This window comes from Shewanella basaltis, assembly GCF_023283885.1.
Classification (GTDB): Bacteria; Pseudomonadota; Gammaproteobacteria; order Enterobacterales; family Shewanellaceae; genus Shewanella; species Shewanella basaltis.
The window spans coordinates 366,482-382,244 of the sequence record NZ_JAKILA010000001.1 but is presented as its reverse complement, the minus strand read 5'-3'; the positions used below and the strand labels follow the sequence as shown (position 1 = coordinate 382,244).

The 15,763-nt window shown below is 43.0% G+C and carries 16 protein-coding genes; 14 read left to right on the top strand and 2 right to left on the bottom strand.

The window, feature by feature from the left end; all coding sequences use genetic code 11:
- Positions 1 to 25 precede the first annotated feature (25 nt).
- From L2703_RS01750 to L2703_RS01715, 8 genes are all read left to right on the top strand, one after another.
- Positions 26 to 880: a metalloregulator ArsR/SmtB family transcription factor gene (locus L2703_RS01750; protein ID WP_248969424.1), complete on the top strand. Its 855-nt coding sequence runs from the start codon at positions 26 to 28 to the stop codon at positions 878 to 880.
- A gap of 38 nt (positions 881 to 918) precedes the next feature.
- Positions 919 to 1,425, top strand: a complete 507-nt coding sequence (locus L2703_RS01745) for a phosphatase domain-containing protein (protein WP_248969423.1) — start codon at positions 919 to 921, stop codon at positions 1,423 to 1,425.
- 64 nt (positions 1,426 to 1,489) lie between these two features.
- Complete coding sequence (locus L2703_RS01740) at positions 1,490 to 2,500, top strand: ArsJ-associated glyceraldehyde-3-phosphate dehydrogenase (protein WP_248969422.1); 1,011 nt, start codon at positions 1,490 to 1,492, stop codon at positions 2,498 to 2,500.
- Between the two features lie 6 nt (positions 2,501 to 2,506).
- A complete protein-coding gene (gene arsJ, locus L2703_RS01735) occupies positions 2,507 to 3,718 on the top strand; it encodes an organoarsenical effux MFS transporter ArsJ (RefSeq protein WP_248969421.1) in 1,212 nt (403 codons plus the stop codon).
- A 705-nt stretch (positions 3,719 to 4,423) separates the two neighbouring features.
- A complete protein-coding gene (locus L2703_RS01730) occupies positions 4,424 to 4,597 on the top strand; it encodes a DUF1328 family protein (protein WP_238107456.1) in 174 nt (57 codons plus the stop codon).
- A gap of 105 nt (positions 4,598 to 4,702) precedes the next feature.
- A complete protein-coding gene (locus L2703_RS01725; RefSeq protein ID WP_160056186.1) occupies positions 4,703 to 4,897 on the top strand; it encodes a hypothetical protein in 195 nt (64 codons plus the stop codon).
- Positions 4,898 to 4,965: 68 nt separating this feature from the next.
- Positions 4,966 to 6,609 (top strand): diacylglycerol kinase family protein, encoded by a 1,644-nt coding sequence (locus L2703_RS01720; RefSeq protein WP_248969420.1) that lies wholly within the window; start codon positions 4,966 to 4,968, stop codon positions 6,607 to 6,609.
- A 1,242-nt stretch (positions 6,610 to 7,851) separates the two neighbouring features.
- Complete coding sequence (locus L2703_RS01715; RefSeq protein WP_248969419.1) at positions 7,852 to 8,046, top strand: hypothetical protein; 195 nt, start codon at positions 7,852 to 7,854, stop codon at positions 8,044 to 8,046.
- A gap of 90 nt (positions 8,047 to 8,136) precedes the next feature.
- Here the strand turns inward: L2703_RS01715 and L2703_RS01710 are convergent, their stop codons facing one another.
- Complete coding sequence (locus tag L2703_RS01710; RefSeq protein ID WP_248969418.1) at positions 8,137 to 9,498, bottom strand: sigma-54 interaction domain-containing protein; 1,362 nt, start codon at positions 9,496 to 9,498, stop codon at positions 8,137 to 8,139.
- 260 nt (positions 9,499 to 9,758) lie between these two features.
- On the opposite strand from L2703_RS01710, the gene L2703_RS01705 reads away from it, so the two are divergent.
- The 6 genes from L2703_RS01705 (at position 9,759) to L2703_RS01680 (ending at position 14,031) form a co-directional block, all read left to right on the top strand.
- On the top strand, positions 9,759 to 10,244 hold the full coding sequence (locus L2703_RS01705) for a hypothetical protein (protein WP_248969417.1): 486 nt from the start codon (positions 9,759 to 9,761) through the stop codon (positions 10,242 to 10,244).
- A gap of 182 nt (positions 10,245 to 10,426) precedes the next feature.
- A complete protein-coding gene (locus L2703_RS01700; RefSeq protein WP_248969416.1) occupies positions 10,427 to 10,984 on the top strand; it encodes a BON domain-containing protein in 558 nt (185 codons plus the stop codon).
- A 76-nt stretch (positions 10,985 to 11,060) separates the two neighbouring features.
- Positions 11,061 to 11,330 (top strand): hypothetical protein, encoded by a 270-nt coding sequence (locus L2703_RS01695; RefSeq protein ID WP_248969415.1) that lies wholly within the window; start codon positions 11,061 to 11,063, stop codon positions 11,328 to 11,330.
- A gap of 185 nt (positions 11,331 to 11,515) precedes the next feature.
- Positions 11,516 to 12,175 carry a TetR/AcrR family transcriptional regulator gene (locus tag L2703_RS01690; protein ID WP_248969414.1) on the top strand — a complete coding sequence of 220 codons (660 nt, stop codon included), beginning with the start codon at positions 11,516 to 11,518 and terminating at the stop codon, positions 12,173 to 12,175.
- 108 nt (positions 12,176 to 12,283) lie between these two features.
- Positions 12,284 to 12,847 carry an NlpC/P60 family protein gene (locus tag L2703_RS01685; protein ID WP_248969413.1) on the top strand — a complete coding sequence of 188 codons (564 nt, stop codon included), beginning with the start codon at positions 12,284 to 12,286 and terminating at the stop codon, positions 12,845 to 12,847.
- A 152-nt stretch (positions 12,848 to 12,999) separates the two neighbouring features.
- Positions 13,000 to 14,031 (top strand): LacI family DNA-binding transcriptional regulator, encoded by a 1,032-nt coding sequence (locus tag L2703_RS01680; RefSeq protein WP_248969412.1) that lies wholly within the window; start codon positions 13,000 to 13,002, stop codon positions 14,029 to 14,031.
- 85 nt (positions 14,032 to 14,116) lie between these two features.
- Here the strand turns inward: L2703_RS01680 and gtfA are convergent, their stop codons facing one another.
- Positions 14,117 to 15,598, bottom strand: a complete 1,482-nt coding sequence (gene gtfA / locus L2703_RS01675; protein ID WP_248969411.1) for a sucrose phosphorylase — start codon at positions 15,596 to 15,598, stop codon at positions 14,117 to 14,119.
- Between the last annotated feature and the right edge of the window lie 165 nt (positions 15,599 to 15,763).

The window sequence follows — 15,763 nt, the reverse complement described above, 5'->3', positions numbered from 1 at the left end:
GTATATGTAAAAAAACGTATATACAATGTTTTTACACATTCAGTCGAGTCCATTATCTATGAAAAAGAAAAGCGTCTTGTTTTTATGCACAGGGAATTCTGCTCGCTCACAAATGGCTGAAGCATTATTAAGAAGTAAAGCCGCCGAGCAATTTGATGTTTTTAGTGCTGGAACTGAACCGGAGCCCGTTGATGTTAGGGCTCTTGAAGCAATCGAGCGGTTTGGTGTCGACACGAGTCACTTAGTCTCTAAACATGTACAAACGTTTGATGGGCAACAGTTTGACTACGTGATTACGCTTTGCGATAAAGCCAATACAGAATGCCGAAGTTTTCCTGGTGCCGGCAAGCAGCTGGCCTGGGATTTCCCTGATCCTAAAACCCGCAAAGGTAATCATCCTTTTTCTAGCACCTTAACCGAGTTAAACAATCGCTTATCGATGTTTTTGCTGGTGGAAAATAAGGTATCAGCCCCTGCAGCCTTAGAAGTAACTGCTGAAGAGGAGCGGCTCGCCGAAGAAGCATTAACAGATGTCGATCCCATCGCATTTTATAAATGCTTAACCGACGATATCCGCCTAAAAACTTTAATGCTTACTCATTACCATGGTGAGCTATGTGTGTGTGAGTTAATGCAAGCGCTTGATGAAGAAAGCCAACCTAAGGTGTCGCGTAATTTAGCCTTACTGAGAAAAGCCAATATTCTCAGTGATAGAAAGCATGGCCAATGGGTGTTTTACCGCATTAATTCCGCCTTGCCATTGTGGATTAAGTCGGTTATTGCACAAACAACAGAAAACAACATTACATTCATTTTACCGGACCTTGACCGTCTCAACAGCATGAAAAACAGACCCGACAAAGTGAGTTTTTGCCGTTAGATAGTGCCGTATTTCAATATAAGATTTGGGAGTTAATCATGTCGCCGCACCCGTTTGATAGTTTGCCATTAGACCCGCTCAATGAACATAGCGCTAAATTAATATTTACCCCGTGCCCAGGCACCAAAGAGCAAGGATTAGCCGAGTCGTTAAGCACATTAAAAGCGGCTGGTACGCAAATGTTACTGACCCTGATGTTTGACGACGAAATGGCACGTAATGATGTGAGTGATATGGCCGCGCAGTGCGCGAGTCAACACATCACTTGGGTGCAATTGCCTATTTTAGATGACGCCGCACCAGGGGCCGAATTTGAAGCCAGCTGGTTAGCCAATAAGGCACAAATTATAGCTGTACTTGATCGTCAGGGCACAATTGCAGTGCATTGCAAGGGCGGGTCTGGGCGCACAGGGTTAGTAATTGGACTCATTTTAGCCAGTTTGGGTTGGCCAAAGGACAAGGTTGTCACTGCGGTGCAAGCATTGCGACCTAAAGCATTAGCGCACCCTGTACAGCGTGAATATTTTGATGGCTTTACTGTGTGATCTTGTTGATTAAAGCAAGCCAATTAGCTTGCATAAGCAACACAACATTATTTAGGACAATATTATGACGATTAAAATAGGTATTAACGGCTTTGGCCGCATGGGACGTTTATCAATGCGCGCAGCATTTGATTGGGACGACGTAGAAATTGTTCACATTAACGATCCTGCGGGCGATGCTGCTACGTTAGCCCACTTAATGACCTTCGACTCAGTCCATGGCCGTTGGCATCACGAGGCGACACACCAAGGCGATGCGATTGTGATTAATGGCAAAGCTATTCCATGTACTCAAAACAAAGCCACTCAAGATACCGATTGGTCACACTGCGATGTGGTGATTGAAGCGTCGGGCAAAATTAAAACCAAGGCTTTGTTGCAAGCATACTTAGATCAAGGTGTTAAGCGTGTTGTGGTCACCGCACCCGTAAAAGAAGAGGGCGTGCTCAATATTGTGATGGGCGTGAACGACTATCTCTATGATAAAGCGATTCACCCGATTGTGACTGCAGCGTCTTGTACCACCAACTGTTTAGCGCCAGTGGTCAAAGTGATCCACGAAAAAATCGGCATTAAACATGGTTCGATGACCACAATCCACGACATCACTAACACTCAAACCATTTTAGATGCACCGCACAAAGATTTACGCCGCGCACGTGCTTGCGGCATTAGTTTAATTCCCACCACAACGGGGTCAGCTACCGCGATTACTCATATTTTTCCTGAGCTTAAAGGTAAGCTAAATGGTCATGCTATTCGTGTACCGTTAGCCAATGCTTCAATTACCGATTGCGTATTTGAAGTGGCTCGCGGCACCACAGTAGAAGAAGTGAATCAACTGCTTAAGCAAGCCGCAGATACTGAGCTTAAAGGCATTATGGGCTACGAAGAGCGCCCACTGGTGTCGGTGGATTATAAAACCGATCCGCGTTCAAGCATTATTGATGCTTTGTCGACCATGGTGGTTAACGACACCCAGGTGAAGCTATACGTGTGGTACGACAATGAATGGGGATACGCTAACCGTACCGCAGAGCTTGCCCGCAAAGTCGGCCTAGCAGATAAGGAATAACCCACTATGGGGCTGTTATCACTGAGCGCATTGCCGCCACAAATTAAACAATACCTGATTATTACCGGTAATTATTGGGCGTTTACCTTAACCGACGGCGCACTGCGTATGCTGGTGGTGTTGTACTTTCATCAGCTTGGTTACAGCCCGCTTAACATTGCCATGCTGTTTTTGTTTTATGAAATCTTTGGTGTGGTGACCAACCTCGTTGGCGGCTGGTTAGGTGCAAGGCTGGGGCTAAATAACACCATGAATATTGGCCTTGGGCTGCAAATTGTCGCCCTTGCCATGTTAACCGTGCCAGCAGATATGCTGACGGTAGTGTATGTGATGGCGGCGCAAGCCTTGTCTGGTATTGCCAAAGATCTTAATAAAATGAGCGCCAAAAGCGCCATTAAAATGCTGGTGCCAAGTGATGCTCAGGGTAAGTTGTATCAGTGGGTGGCGATTCTTACTGGGTCTAAAAATGCCTTAAAAGGGGTTGGTTTCTTTTTAGGTGGCTTATTGCTCACGCTACTTGAGTTTCGCGGCGCCGTGATCGCAATGGCAGTCATGTTGACTATTGTGTGGCTCATGAGTTTGCTCAGCTTAAAGGCCGATTTAGGTAAAGCTAAAAACAAGCCTAAATTTACTGACATCTTCTCTAAAAGCCCGGCGATTAACATGTTGTCGGCGGCGCGAATGTTTTTGTTTGGTGCTCGCGACGTGTGGTTTGTGGTGGCATTGCCAGTGTTTTTAGCGGTCACGTTTCAGTGGGACCATTGGTGGGTTGGCGGCTTTATGGCCAGCTGGGTAATTGGCTATGGTATTGTGCAATCATTTGCGCCGTATTTTACCGGTAAAAAACAAGGCAAAGTTCCTAGCGGACAGGCCGCGTTTATGTGGGCTGGGTACTTGTTACTCATTCCTGCAGCGATTGCATTAGCACTGCATTTTGACTTTTATATCCAGCAATCATTAATTGCCAGTTTATTGTTATTTGGTGCGGTATTTGCGATTAACTCATCGCTGCACAGTTACCTTATTGTGAGTTATGCCGGCAATGATGGTGTGTCACTCGATGTTGGCTTTTACTACATGGCCAATGCCATGGGGCGCTTAATTGGTACTGTGTTATCGGGGTGGGTATATCAGCAATATGGCCTTGAGGCATGTTTATGGATCTCAAGCGCATTTGTGACATTAGCGGCGGTGATATCACTTAAATTGCCAAAATAAAGCGGCACAAAATCGTAAAGCTTAATCAACCTCAGCTCTGGATAACAAACGCCTTTCAAGCAGTCCTTTGCCTTCCTCACTGCGTTGAATTAACTTGCAATAGGCTAGCTATTGACGCGTTAATTCGCCTTGTTAGCAAAACAAATCACAAGCTTGACAGTTGATTTTAGTCAATCTATTGATTTATATCGTTATCAATACATCTCTTATCCAGAGTTGAGGTTAATCATTAAAAGGGTTGTCATTGTTGGCAGCCTTTTTTTTACCTTAGGCTTTGCGCCTGAAACTCTTACCGAATAGTCGGTAAAAATTTCTTATGTCGCATTGGCTTTATGGTTTTGGTTTTAACTAAAAAAGTTTTTATTTGATTAATATCAATAGATTAAAGTAATTTTTTAAAGTTGGCACGATGCTGGCTTTAGTTAATATAACCTGAGTTTGGGATAAGGGATGAACTTATGATATTTAAAATCAACATGTTACCTTTTATCACTTTCAAGCTTGTCATTTGTTCTGCTAACAAGGCTAATTGACGCAGTTAACAGGGCAAAGGACTGTTTGAAAGGCGTTTATTATCCCGAACTCAGGTTAATTACATTTGATGACAAGTACACAAAACACAGACACACCCAAACAAAGCATGTACGGATACCGTCTATTTATATTCAGTACATTGAAGACAAACCGTAAACCAAGGAGGTTTTTATGTTGGGCTGGACATTAATGTTTTTAGTGATAGCCGTTATTGCAGGTTTATTTGGATTTACCGGTATTGCAGGGGCAGCAGCGGGGATCGCTAAAATTATTTTCTTTATCTTTATTGTGTTGTTGCTGATTTCACTGGTGTCGAATGCATTGCGTGGTAAGTCACCTCGATAAATTAATCTAAAAAAATAATCACGGCACATTGATTCATTAAGCGTATGTCACGCTAATTGGCATGTTAACCGTAATGAGCTTTTTACCATGATCAGGAGATGAATTATGAAATTATTAAAATTAATCACAATGGCAAGTTTAATGGTTCTACTTACAGCAGGCTTGTCTGCATGTTCAGATAACAAAGCCGAAAATGCAGGTGAGAAGGTCGATGAGATGATCCAAGATGCGGGTAATGCTGTTGAGGATGCCTGTGAAGATGTTAAAGAAGGCATGAAAGCAGAAGACCCTGACTGTTAATGATATTACGGCACTCATGCACTTGGCATGAGTGCCGCTTTGGTTATTTTACTTCAGGAGGACCAATTATGCCGATCCAAATCCACATTAAATATTATTACACCCTTGGGGCTTTTATCGCGTTGTGTTTGTGCATAGCCATACCCAATGTCGTGCTACAAGTGGCGTTTGGCTGGGTGGCATTGTCATTAGGTTTAGTAAGCTCAGCTTACTGGTTTAATAGCGCAGGGGTTTTTCGTAAAAGTCAGGATGGCAGTATCCCTTGGTATATTAGCTGGAGTTTTGTGCCGTTTTTAATGGGCTGTCAAGCGTATAACGCGTGGGCAAGAAAGCACGATAAAGTGCCTGCTATTCAACAAATCGATAAACAATTGTATTTAGCGTGTCGCTTGTTTCCAAATGACGTTGAACAACTTAAGCGTGAAAAAATCGGGGCTATTTTAGATGTTACCGCTGAGTTTGATGCACTTGAATGGACCTTAGTCGATGAGAATATCGAGTATTTAAATATTCCAGTATTAGACCATAGCGTACCCACGGTGGCGCAAGTTAATCAGGCGGTAAACTGGCTACATAATCAGGTGCGCAAAGGTAATAATGTGGTAGTGCATTGTGCCTTAGGTCGAGGTCGCTCGGTGCTTATGTTGGCCGCTTATTTAGTGTGCCGCGATAAACAGCGCCAGTTTAGCGATGTGCTTAAAAGCATTAATGATATTCGTCAAACTGCCAGGTTAAATAAATGGCAGTTAACGGGCGTTGAAACCATGTATCAACAACAGCAAATTACTATCCATAAGCAAGCCTGGTTAATTGTGAATCCGGTATCGGGTGGCGGTAAATGGAGTGATGAAGCCGATCATATTAAACAAACCTTATCGCGGTATTTTCAGCTTAAAGTGTTATATACCGCCAAAGATAAGTCTGCGGTGCAGTTGGCCGAGCAAGCTAAAGCGCAAGGCGCCGATGTCATGATTGCCTGCGGCGGCGACGGCACGGTTAACGAGGTTGCCTCGGTGTTGGTTGGCAGCGATATTTATTTAGGCATTATCCCCATGGGCACAACTAATGCGTTAAGTCATACCTTATTTGGTGCGACGAGTAAGTTAATCCCTGTGTCGCAGGCGTTAGATATTTTAATTCAAGGCCACCATCAACGTATTGATACCGCAATGTGTAACGACACCATTATGTTGCTGCTGGTGGGGTTGGGGTTTGAGCATAAAATGATCCAAAAAGCCGATCGTGACACCAAAAATGACATGGGTCAGTTAGCGTATTTAACCGGCTTATGGGAAGCCATCGATGAAAATCAATCGTTATCGATTTGCATGCAATTAGATGATGGTGAAACCCACAAGGTCGATACCACCAGTTTAGTGATTGCCAATGCCGCGCCATTTACCAGTGTGTTAGCCCAGGGTAATGGTGAGCCGATTATTAATGATGGCTTACTTGATATCACCTGGATTGACGCAAGTGACTCATCTTCACCGCCATTACTGAGCATGACCGAGTTATTGATTGCAGGCTTAACAGGCGGCCGAGATCAAAACGCTGCAAACAGTGCGATTCATCATCAGCAGGCCAAAAAAGTCTATTTAACAACGGATAAGCAGTGCCAGTATGTGATTGATGGCGAGTTGTTTGAGGCTGACGATATGCGTATTGAGGTGAAACCCAAGTCGTTGTCTGTGATGATTCCACAGAGGTAATCTTTTTTACAGGCTCGAATAGTCTGGCCTAATTAGTATTGATTCAGCTTAATCTATACCAATGATTCATCGGTATTAATTGCCTGCCGCAGGCTGCGTGCAGATGATTAAGCGAGACGCCACAAGCACATCCATGTGGGCTTAACCAAAACATCCATGTTTTGGACACTCGCTGACTCATCTGCACCTGTCATTATCTCTCTTCGATTTAGCCTCTTTGTTGTCTGAAGGTAAGCTAAAAGCACAGATTAAAAGCTTTTGGTGGAACATTTAAGGTATTGAATTTGATGTAAATGTTTTTAAATGATTTGTGTGATGATTCCACAGAGGTAATCTTTTTTACAGGCTCAAATAGTCTGGCCTAATTAGTATTGATTCAGCTTAATCTATACCAATGAATCATCGGTATTAATTGCCTGCCGCAGGCTGCGTGCAGATGATTAAGCGAGACGCCACAAGCACATCCATGTGGGCTTAACCAAAACATCCATGTTTTGGACACTCGCTGACTCATCTGCACCTGTCATTATCTCTCTTCGATTTAGCCTCTTTGTTGTCTGAAGGTAAGCTAAAAGCACAGATTAAAAGCTTTTGGTGGAATATTTAAGGTATTGAATTTGCAGTAAATGTTTTTAAATGATTTGTGTGATGATTCCACAGAGGTAATCTTTTTTACAGGCTCGAATAGTCTGGCCTAATTAGTATTGATTCAGCTTAATCTATACCAATGATTCATCGGTATTAATTGCCTGCCGCAGGCTGCGTGCAGATGATTAAGCGAGACGCCACAAGCACATCCATGTGGGCTTAACCAAAACATCCATGTTTTGGACACTCGCTGACTCATCTGCACCTGTCATTATCTCTCTTCGATTTAGCCTCTTTGTTGTCTGAAGGTAAGCTAAAAGCACAGATTAAAAGCTTTTGGTGGAACATTTAAGGTATTGAATTTGCTGTAAATATTTTTAAATGATTTATGTGGTGATTCTGCTTTATTAAAGTTGACCCTGACCCAACTAAATTGAAGGCATGGTTATTTCTAACTTTGCTTTCATCAATATCTCAGATTCAATCTCATTATGTAACCATAGTGCTTTCGGTCACTTATTCATCATCTTGATTCAACTCCATTCTTTAAAATCTGCAGATTAAGTCAATATCTATAGGGTCATCATGGATATTTGCGAGCTGACCGTCCGACCCATGGACGGGTCGGCCGAGCTACATGGATGTACTTGCTGCGTGTCAGTGAGTGAATGCCATGATGAAACCATTACAGTAAACGTTACAGATACATTCTTTGTTGTGGGGCGAAGCGCCGCGACGTTAGTGGCCGCAGGCCATAGGTACAAAACAACAAACACCTGGATCCCGGCTCAAAAGCATTGCCGGGAAGACGATATTGGTGCGTCCCGGCTCAAAGCACTGCTGGGATGAAGATATTGGTGTGTCCCGGCTCAAAAGCATTGCCGGGATGCTTTGGTTAGTGGGTTCCAACGCAGAAGCACTGCTGGGATGATGAGCTTCTTAATCTTCTGAGCTGGTTTGATCTTCGTATTTACTCAATTTGTTGTACAAGGTTTTGACACTAATGCCGAGCTGCTTGGCTGTGTCATTTTTATTGCCGTCGGATTGTTCCAGAGCCTGATAAATGGCGACTTTTTCAAGTTCATCTAAGCGCATGCCGGTGGGGATTTGTACATCGTCTTCTGTTTGGTCGCTCGATGGTTCTAGCGAGCTAATATTGATATGGCTTACATCAATCACATTGTCGGCGAGAATATAAGCGCGTTCGATAGCATGTTTTAACTCTCGCACATTGCCTGGCCACTTTTGTTGTTGAATAAGCGCCAAGGCATCGTCGCTAAAGGTTTTGCTGAGCTTTTCTGCCGAGTTACGATATGCCAAAAAGTGCTGAGCTAAGCCGCTAATGTCATTGCCTCTGTCACGTAATGGCGGTACGCGGATTGGGAAGTGGGCTAAACGAAAGTATAAATCTTCACGAAAATGACCATTTTCAATCGCCATCGCAGGATCGCGGTTGGTGGCCGCCACAATACGCACATTGGCTTTTTTTACCTGTGGGCTACCGACTTGTCGATACTCGTTATTTTCGAGCACCCTTAATAATTTAACTTGATGCTCAAGTGGCATTTCGGTTACTTCGTCTAAAAACAGAGTTCCACCTTCAGCTTGTTCAAACACGCCAGCGTGCTCTCGGTGTGCCCCTGTAAATGCCCCTTTAACATGACCAAACAACTCGCTGTCGACTAATTCTGGGCTTAATGCGCCGCAGTTGATGGCAATAAAAGGCTCGTTTACTCTGTCGCTGGCTAAGTGAATTGTATTTGCGACCAACTCTTTACCGGCGCCGCTCTCACCAATAATTAATACGTTGCTGTCTGTTACTGCCACTTTACGGACGGTTCTGTATAGCTTGTGCATGGCGCGCGATGACCCCACCAATAAACCATATTGATCTAGCTCGCTTGAAAATGGCTGATTTCTTTTGCCTGAGTTGACCACTAAGTCTTGGGCAAAATCTTGTAGGGTGTCGTCAATCAGCGTCATATCGTAAGGCTGGCGAAAATGATAACCCGCGCCTGTGGCCATCAGCTTATCGAGATTAGGGTTGGGTTTGCCTTCGCTTAAAAAGATAAATTCGATATCTGCCATCAGCTCACTGTTGGCAATATCAACATAATCTTGTTGGCTTAGATTGGCGAGTTCGATAATGGCCACATCGACGGCGTTGTCTTCAAGTTGAGCCAGCCAAGGTTGATCGACGCTACTGGCGATTTTATTGAAATGTTGGCACCCAGGCACCTGTAAGAGCTGAGATTGTGTTTGCGGTTGGCGCAAATGGTAAAACAGTACTGGACGACCCATGCCGATATTACTCCCTGTCTATTAATACTCAATGTCAGTCAATGGTGTAAGTTTGACAATCAAAGGCGGTAATTTTTTCCTGTTCGGCGTTTGTCCCGAGAATGAACGATTAGCATAACAATTTAAAATCAACAGTTTAATTAAATTTTGTCAATGTGTATGAATTATGCAAGCCACCATAATGACTCAATATTACATTCATTAGCAAGTCATCAAGCAGGCTAACAAATTCTGTTAGTTGATGATAAGGAGATAGAGCCTTGAATATAAAGCGATCACATGAAGTCACTCACGATGGCAGCGACTTATGGTTATTAAATGAAGCGATTGATTTATGCCAGGCAGGACAACAATTTTATAGCCAGGCTACAAAAGGGGCTGACGACTATAATATCAAACGTATTTTTAGTCATATGGCAGAGGTTAGAAAAACGATTTTAAGCCGGTTAGCAGCACTGTTTAAACAGGTTGAACCGCGATATCCGCAAACAATTGAGCGTATTGAGACATTAAGACCGTCGCTGAGCCCCTATTATGCCGAAGCAGAAAAAGCCATAGGGCAAAAGCGAGTTGCTAAAGCCATTAAGGTGCTGATTACCGCTGAGCAATACGTGCTAAGCAGGCTCAAACTTGCCGCTAAGCGTGCATCTAGCCAGCTTGTGACCCGCCAACTAGCCGAGGGTATCGCATCGTTGCAAATCAGTTGCGACAGCATGAAAAACTTATCGCTTAATAAGCAGGGCTAATCACAGTGAAAAATTTACATTAGGCCGGTAAAAAAGTCCGACGTTAAGCTGTAATCACCAATGGGTTTTAAGTGGGTATTTTAATAAGCTAATTTAAAACAGGTAGTTATAAAAGTTGGCATGATTGGCGCATTACCTAACTATGTAAAACAGCATTAACACTAACAATGGAGAGTATTTTTATGAAAAAGACCACATTATCAGTATTAACAAGCATCGTTCTTGGTTCAATGGCATTCAGTGCAAACGCAGCTCAAGATTGGCAGGATGATGCAAAAGATGCATGGATTGATGGTAAAGCTGAAACCACGTTATTGTTAAACACTAACCTTAACTCTTTTGATATTAATACCGACGTAACAGACGGTAACGTCACCTTAACCGGTAAAGTAAACAGCAGTGTTGATAAAGCGCTGGCTGCAGAATTAGTCAAAAGTGTTGACGGCGTTAACGAGGTTAATAACGAATTAACTGTGATGACGCAGCATCATGAGAAAGATCATGACAGCGAAACATTCGCCGATACGTTAACCGACTCAAAAGTGGCGACAGTGGTGAAAACCCGCTTATTATTTTCAACTGATATCTCGGGTACCGAAATTGATGTTGATGTTGAAAATGGCGTCGTGACCCTAGAAGGTACGGTATCAAGTGACGCTGAGCGTGATTTAGCCCTAACCATTGCTAAAAATACCGACGACGTTAAAAAGGTTGTCGATGAGTTACGCATTATTGGGTAATCGTGATTGATTAGCTTATTATTAACCAGCCTTCGGGCTGGTTTTTTTATGGGTCACATTTATTGGGGAGTCTGGTATGCATGATAACGACATAAGCCGCGATGATTTGGCGGTATCATCGAGGTATTTTCCCGTTTTAGTTGTGTCAGTGAGTGTGTTGTTAAGCGGATGCAGTAGCGTGTTATGCCAGGCTCAAACAGATAGAGCCGCCGATCCTTTACGCCAATATGACCAACAAAAACAATGTGAGCAATTGGTTAATCAGCATATCGATGATGAACGTCGTCAACAGCGTGCAGACACCCAACAACGGCTCGATGAGTCTATTAAGCAAAACACCAGCTAATATTCTTCCCGCGGCTCAGTTTGTCACTTGTTGTGAATGGCCTGTTGTGAATGTCTAGTTGTTACTAATGGGCTGACTTTTTATCTAACTGCTGTTTACTTAGCTTGTCCTTAAGTTCATTTCCTTTTGCGCTGGCCTCACCAGTTTTGCAGCCTTTATCGCACTTATACTTGCAGCGAGCTCCAATGTTAGCAATAAACTGGAAACAAATAGACGACTGGTCTATTTTTGGTTATCGTAACGGCCAACAGGGAGAGCTTATGAACAAAAATACCAGCAGTAAACAGTCGATTTGCGCCGTCGGTGAAAAGCTATTTGCTTTACACGGATACAGCGCCGTGGGGATTAAACTGATATTGGATGAAGTGGGCATTCCTAAAGGCTCGTTTTATCATTATTTTGCCAGTAAAGAAGCGTTTGCCGCCGAAGTCGCACAATACTATTTTGACCAACGTATCGCGCCGATTGCCATGGAGCCTCAGGCAAACTTTAAAACTAACGTTACAGCGGTATTGAGTGGCTACCATCAACTGATTGACTTTTTATTTAGCGACAATCAGCCCCGTGGCTGCTTAATGGGCAACTTGATGGTTGAAGTGAATCCGCAGATGGTGATTTTGCACCAGACACTGAATCGCCTTTTTGACCAGTGGTTGAGTCAGTTTAATGCGCTTATTGAGCAAGGGCAGCAGCAAGGATTTATTAAAACAGAATTGAGCGCGAGCGTGTTATCGAACATTTTTTGGTCAAATTGGCAAGGGACTATGTTACGCTGTCAAATTAAAGCAGATAAAACCGCAGCAAAACGCGCCATTGTGCAATGCATGCAACTGATCACCCGCTAAATTAAGCTTTATCGCATTACTCAGTGGCTTATGACGTATTTTGATTGTGTATTTATCTAAAGGTCTTTATATTTCGGTGATTTTTTTCGGGTCTTGGAGTGGGTCGAATTGGCTAAAAGAATATTATTTGCTTGTTTAGTGGTGTTGTTGTCTGCGTGTGCGTCTAATCCGCCTGTGGTGGTTGCACCTAAACCTGTGGTGGTGCCACCTATGCTTAAGCCAGAGCCGCCTAAGTGGAGTGAGTCAAACTTACTCAGTTTTCATGATCAATGGAAAGGCACACCGTATCGCTTAGGTGGTTTGAGCCGTAATGGCATTGATTGCTCGGGTTTTGTTTACTTAGCTTACCTTGATATTGTGGGTGAAAAATTACCACGCTCGGTTAATGCACAGCGCACTTTAGGTAAAGATGTTCCAAGGCATCAGCTTGATATCGGTGATTTGGTGTTTTTTAAAACCGGTAGAACAACCCGTCATGTAGGGATTTACATGGGCCAGGATAAGTTTTTACATGCATCTACCAAAAAAGGCGTGAAAATTTCTAGTTTAAATAATGTGTACTGGAAACCCCGTTATTGGTTTGCTAAACGTTTAACCAAACCAACAGAACAGCAAAATATGTCGCTGGCCAGTTTAGTTGATTACGCGAAGCAATATAATCTACAAGATTAATCGTTAATATTTGCCTATTTCGTGCCCTGCGTTTTATTTGGGCACGTTTTATCCCCTTTGTGACTTTGCCTAGATTGTTTTCAATGTCGGGCATCGGTATATTCATGTTATCTACTGCTCACAGAGCGCGGTAACGCATTAAACGGACCCACATGTCAGACTCTAAACATTGGACCTTAAAAAGTATCGCTAAAGAATTAGGCGTATCGAATGCAACTGTGTCTAATGCGTTTAATCGCCCAGACCAGCTGTCGGAAAAGCGCCGTAAAGAAATTTTAGAAGCGTGTAACGTACTCGGTTATTTTGGCCCAAACAAAGCTGCACAGTCTTTAAGACGCGGTAAATTTGATACGGTAGCATTGGTGCTGTCAGACAGTATTGAATATATGGTGTCAGATCCTGTTGCAAGTCGATTTATGAAAGGCGTCGCGGCCGTTTTTGAGCAGCATAAACTCAATTTATTGTTGTTTTCAGGCAGTGCTGAGAGTGTGAATAGCATCAATGATTTTGTTGATGGTTTTATATGCTATGGTCGCCCACGAAATCGTTTACTGGCCGAACAGTTTAAAAAAATTCGTAAAAAAGTGGTTACTGTCGACTTTAATATTCACCGAAGCGCGTCTGTGAGTATTGATAATAAAGCCGGTGCCTATGAGGTTGCAAAACTGGCAATTAAGTCGCCAAATGACCATGTTGCCATTCTTGGGTTACGCTTGCTAGACACCCATTTAACCTGTCGTGTGTATGATATTCACTCGATGGAAATCGACACATCTGTTGCGCATCAACGCCTGCAAGGGTACTTAGATGCCATCAGTGATACGGGGGTCACGTTAGGTGATGATCGTATTTGGAACATCCCTGAAAGTAACTCAAACCTTGCCAGTATTGCAGCTAAAGAGGCGTTAAATAGCGTGCCTCGTCCTAATGTATTTTTGTGCATGAGTGACCTCATTGCACTGAGTTTGATGCGCGAAGCCCTTCAACAAGGATTAAGGATCCCTGAGGATATTCGAGTTGTCGGCTTTGATGGTATTGATGAGGCTGCACGAATGCTGCCGACTTTGACGACGGTATACCAACATTCTGAACAAAAAGGCCGTAAAGCAGCAGAGATGTTTATTGCAGATGCCCATCATGCTGAAGTGCTAGGTTATGAGTTGTCGCGAGGTGGCAGTTGTTAGAAAGTGTTAATGCGGTATTTCAGCTGAATTTCAAGCAACAATAAGGCGCATATTATCGGCGCCTTATTGTTATTAACCCGTATGGTTACAGCTTGTGTTTGGCAAGTAACTCAGTAAGTACGATACGTTGAGATTGCTGTTTATTGGTGACACTTATTTGAGCATCTTTAATTGCAAAATCAACGATTAAATTTGCAGTGTCATCGCCATTTTTCCAGGTTAGATGTAACTGCTGGTTGTCATAGCTCATACTAAACTCACCATTAAATGCCTGTTGAGTATTGCGAAGCTTAATCAGTTCGCATAATGCTTTGACCACAGGTTTTTGCATAGATGTTTGAATATCACTCACATGCAAATAAGGGCGGTTAATATCGCGTCCTACTTGAGTCTTGTTGAGTAATTCCATTGCGTTGGTTTCGGCCAGTAAACCTGTGTAATACACCTGCGGTATGCCTGGAGCAAAAAACTGAATACTGCGTGCAATTAAGTAATCTACATCATTTTGAGCAAGGGCATCGTAATAAGTACAATTTACTTGGTAAAGGTCTACGTTGCTTGCTGCAGCGCCAGTTGCCTGTAAGCTTTCACCTTTACTGTTGCGGTGAATTTGATTAACAAGGTTGTCAATTTCGGCTGGCGTTAATAAACCAGCTTTATTGCCAACAGGCCCTGCATCGATAATACCAATGCCATCGTGAGTATCTAGCACGGTAACGCAGTTGCGAGGAGCAATTGATAACCAGTGAGTTAAGGCGCTCGCATCTTTGCTAAACAAACTGTGTAAAATTAATGGCGGCAGTGCAAAGTCATACACCATATCAACCCGCTTAGCGATGTCGATTTGTGTCATGTAGTGCGAGTGAATTTCTGCCAATGTGGTCATGCCGAGGCTGTTGGCTTTTTTTGCTAATTCATCTACAAAGGCAAAAGATTCATCAATCATAAAGCAGCTAGTGCCCGGTTTTTTTATTGCATAGCCCGCAGCGTCAAGTCTGATGAGGTCGACTTTACTTTCGTGAAAGCGATTCAGTACGTTATTTAGATGAGCTTGTCCGGCTGCGGTGTGAACATTAATGTCGATTTGATTTGACGTGAAAGTCGTCCAAAACTCGACTTCAGTTCCGTCGGCTAATGTGTAAGTGGTAAAGCAGCTACCTGGGCGAGGGCGATAGATTTTGGCCTGATCTTCTGCACTTAGCCCATTTGGGAATACGCTTTCTTTGGTTAAAAACAGATCCCAATATGGAGATTGTTTACCCTTGGCAAGCACATCTTGAAACTCTGTCGATTCGGCAGACATATGGTTAACGATTAAGTCAGCCATAATGTCGTATTGCTGGCCAATTTGTTTTACGTCGTTCCAATCACCTAAGCGTTCATCCACTTTGCCGTGATCGATTGGGTCAAATCCGGCATCGCTACCATCTATAGGGTAGTAAAAAGGCAATAGATGTACGCCACCAAAAAGATCATGCAGTTCTGTGTCTAGAACCTGTTTGAGTCCTTTTAAATCTGAGTGAGCTATACGATCTACGTATGTAATCAGCTGAACATTATTTTTCATTTTGGCGACTCTTAAAATAGATTTCTAAAAAAACTTAATCGATTAAGTTGTATATTTAACCAAGATGAAACATTATTCAAGGGCTTTGTTTAAAAATTGAGTTCGTTTTCTGTGGGAGAAGACGAATGTGAGCGTAAAAATCGACTCATAAACCACAAAGAAAAG

Excerpts from the sequence above, each read along its gene's own strand:
- L2703_RS01740 (WP_248969422.1), top strand. The coding sequence starts at position 1,490 with ATGACGATTAAAATAGGTATTAACGGCTTTGGCCGCATGGGACGTTTA.
- L2703_RS01680 (WP_248969412.1), top strand. The coding sequence starts at position 13,000 with ATGTCAGACTCTAAACATTGGACCTTAAAAAGTATCGCTAAAGAATTA.
- L2703_RS01690 (WP_248969414.1), top strand. The coding sequence starts at position 11,516 with ATGTTAGCAATAAACTGGAAACAAATAGACGACTGGTCTATTTTTGGT.
- L2703_RS01730 (WP_238107456.1), top strand. The coding sequence starts at position 4,424 with ATGTTGGGCTGGACATTAATGTTTTTAGTGATAGCCGTTATTGCAGGT.
- arsJ (WP_248969421.1), top strand. The coding sequence starts at position 2,507 with ATGGGGCTGTTATCACTGAGCGCATTGCCGCCACAAATTAAACAATAC.
- L2703_RS01720 (WP_248969420.1), top strand. The coding sequence starts at position 4,966 with ATGCCGATCCAAATCCACATTAAATATTATTACACCCTTGGGGCTTTT.
- L2703_RS01695 (WP_248969415.1), top strand. The coding sequence starts at position 11,061 with ATGCATGATAACGACATAAGCCGCGATGATTTGGCGGTATCATCGAGG.
- L2703_RS01710 (WP_248969418.1), bottom strand. The coding sequence starts at position 9,498 with ATGGGTCGTCCAGTACTGTTTTACCATTTGCGCCAACCGCAAACACAA.
- L2703_RS01725 (WP_160056186.1), top strand. The coding sequence starts at position 4,703 with ATGAAATTATTAAAATTAATCACAATGGCAAGTTTAATGGTTCTACTT.
- L2703_RS01700 (WP_248969416.1), top strand. The coding sequence starts at position 10,427 with ATGAAAAAGACCACATTATCAGTATTAACAAGCATCGTTCTTGGTTCA.
- L2703_RS01745 (WP_248969423.1), top strand. The coding sequence starts at position 919 with ATGTCGCCGCACCCGTTTGATAGTTTGCCATTAGACCCGCTCAATGAA.
- gtfA (WP_248969411.1), bottom strand. The coding sequence starts at position 15,598 with ATGAAAAATAATGTTCAGCTGATTACATACGTAGATCGTATAGCTCAC.
- L2703_RS01750 (WP_248969424.1), top strand. The coding sequence starts at position 26 with ATGTTTTTACACATTCAGTCGAGTCCATTATCTATGAAAAAGAAAAGC.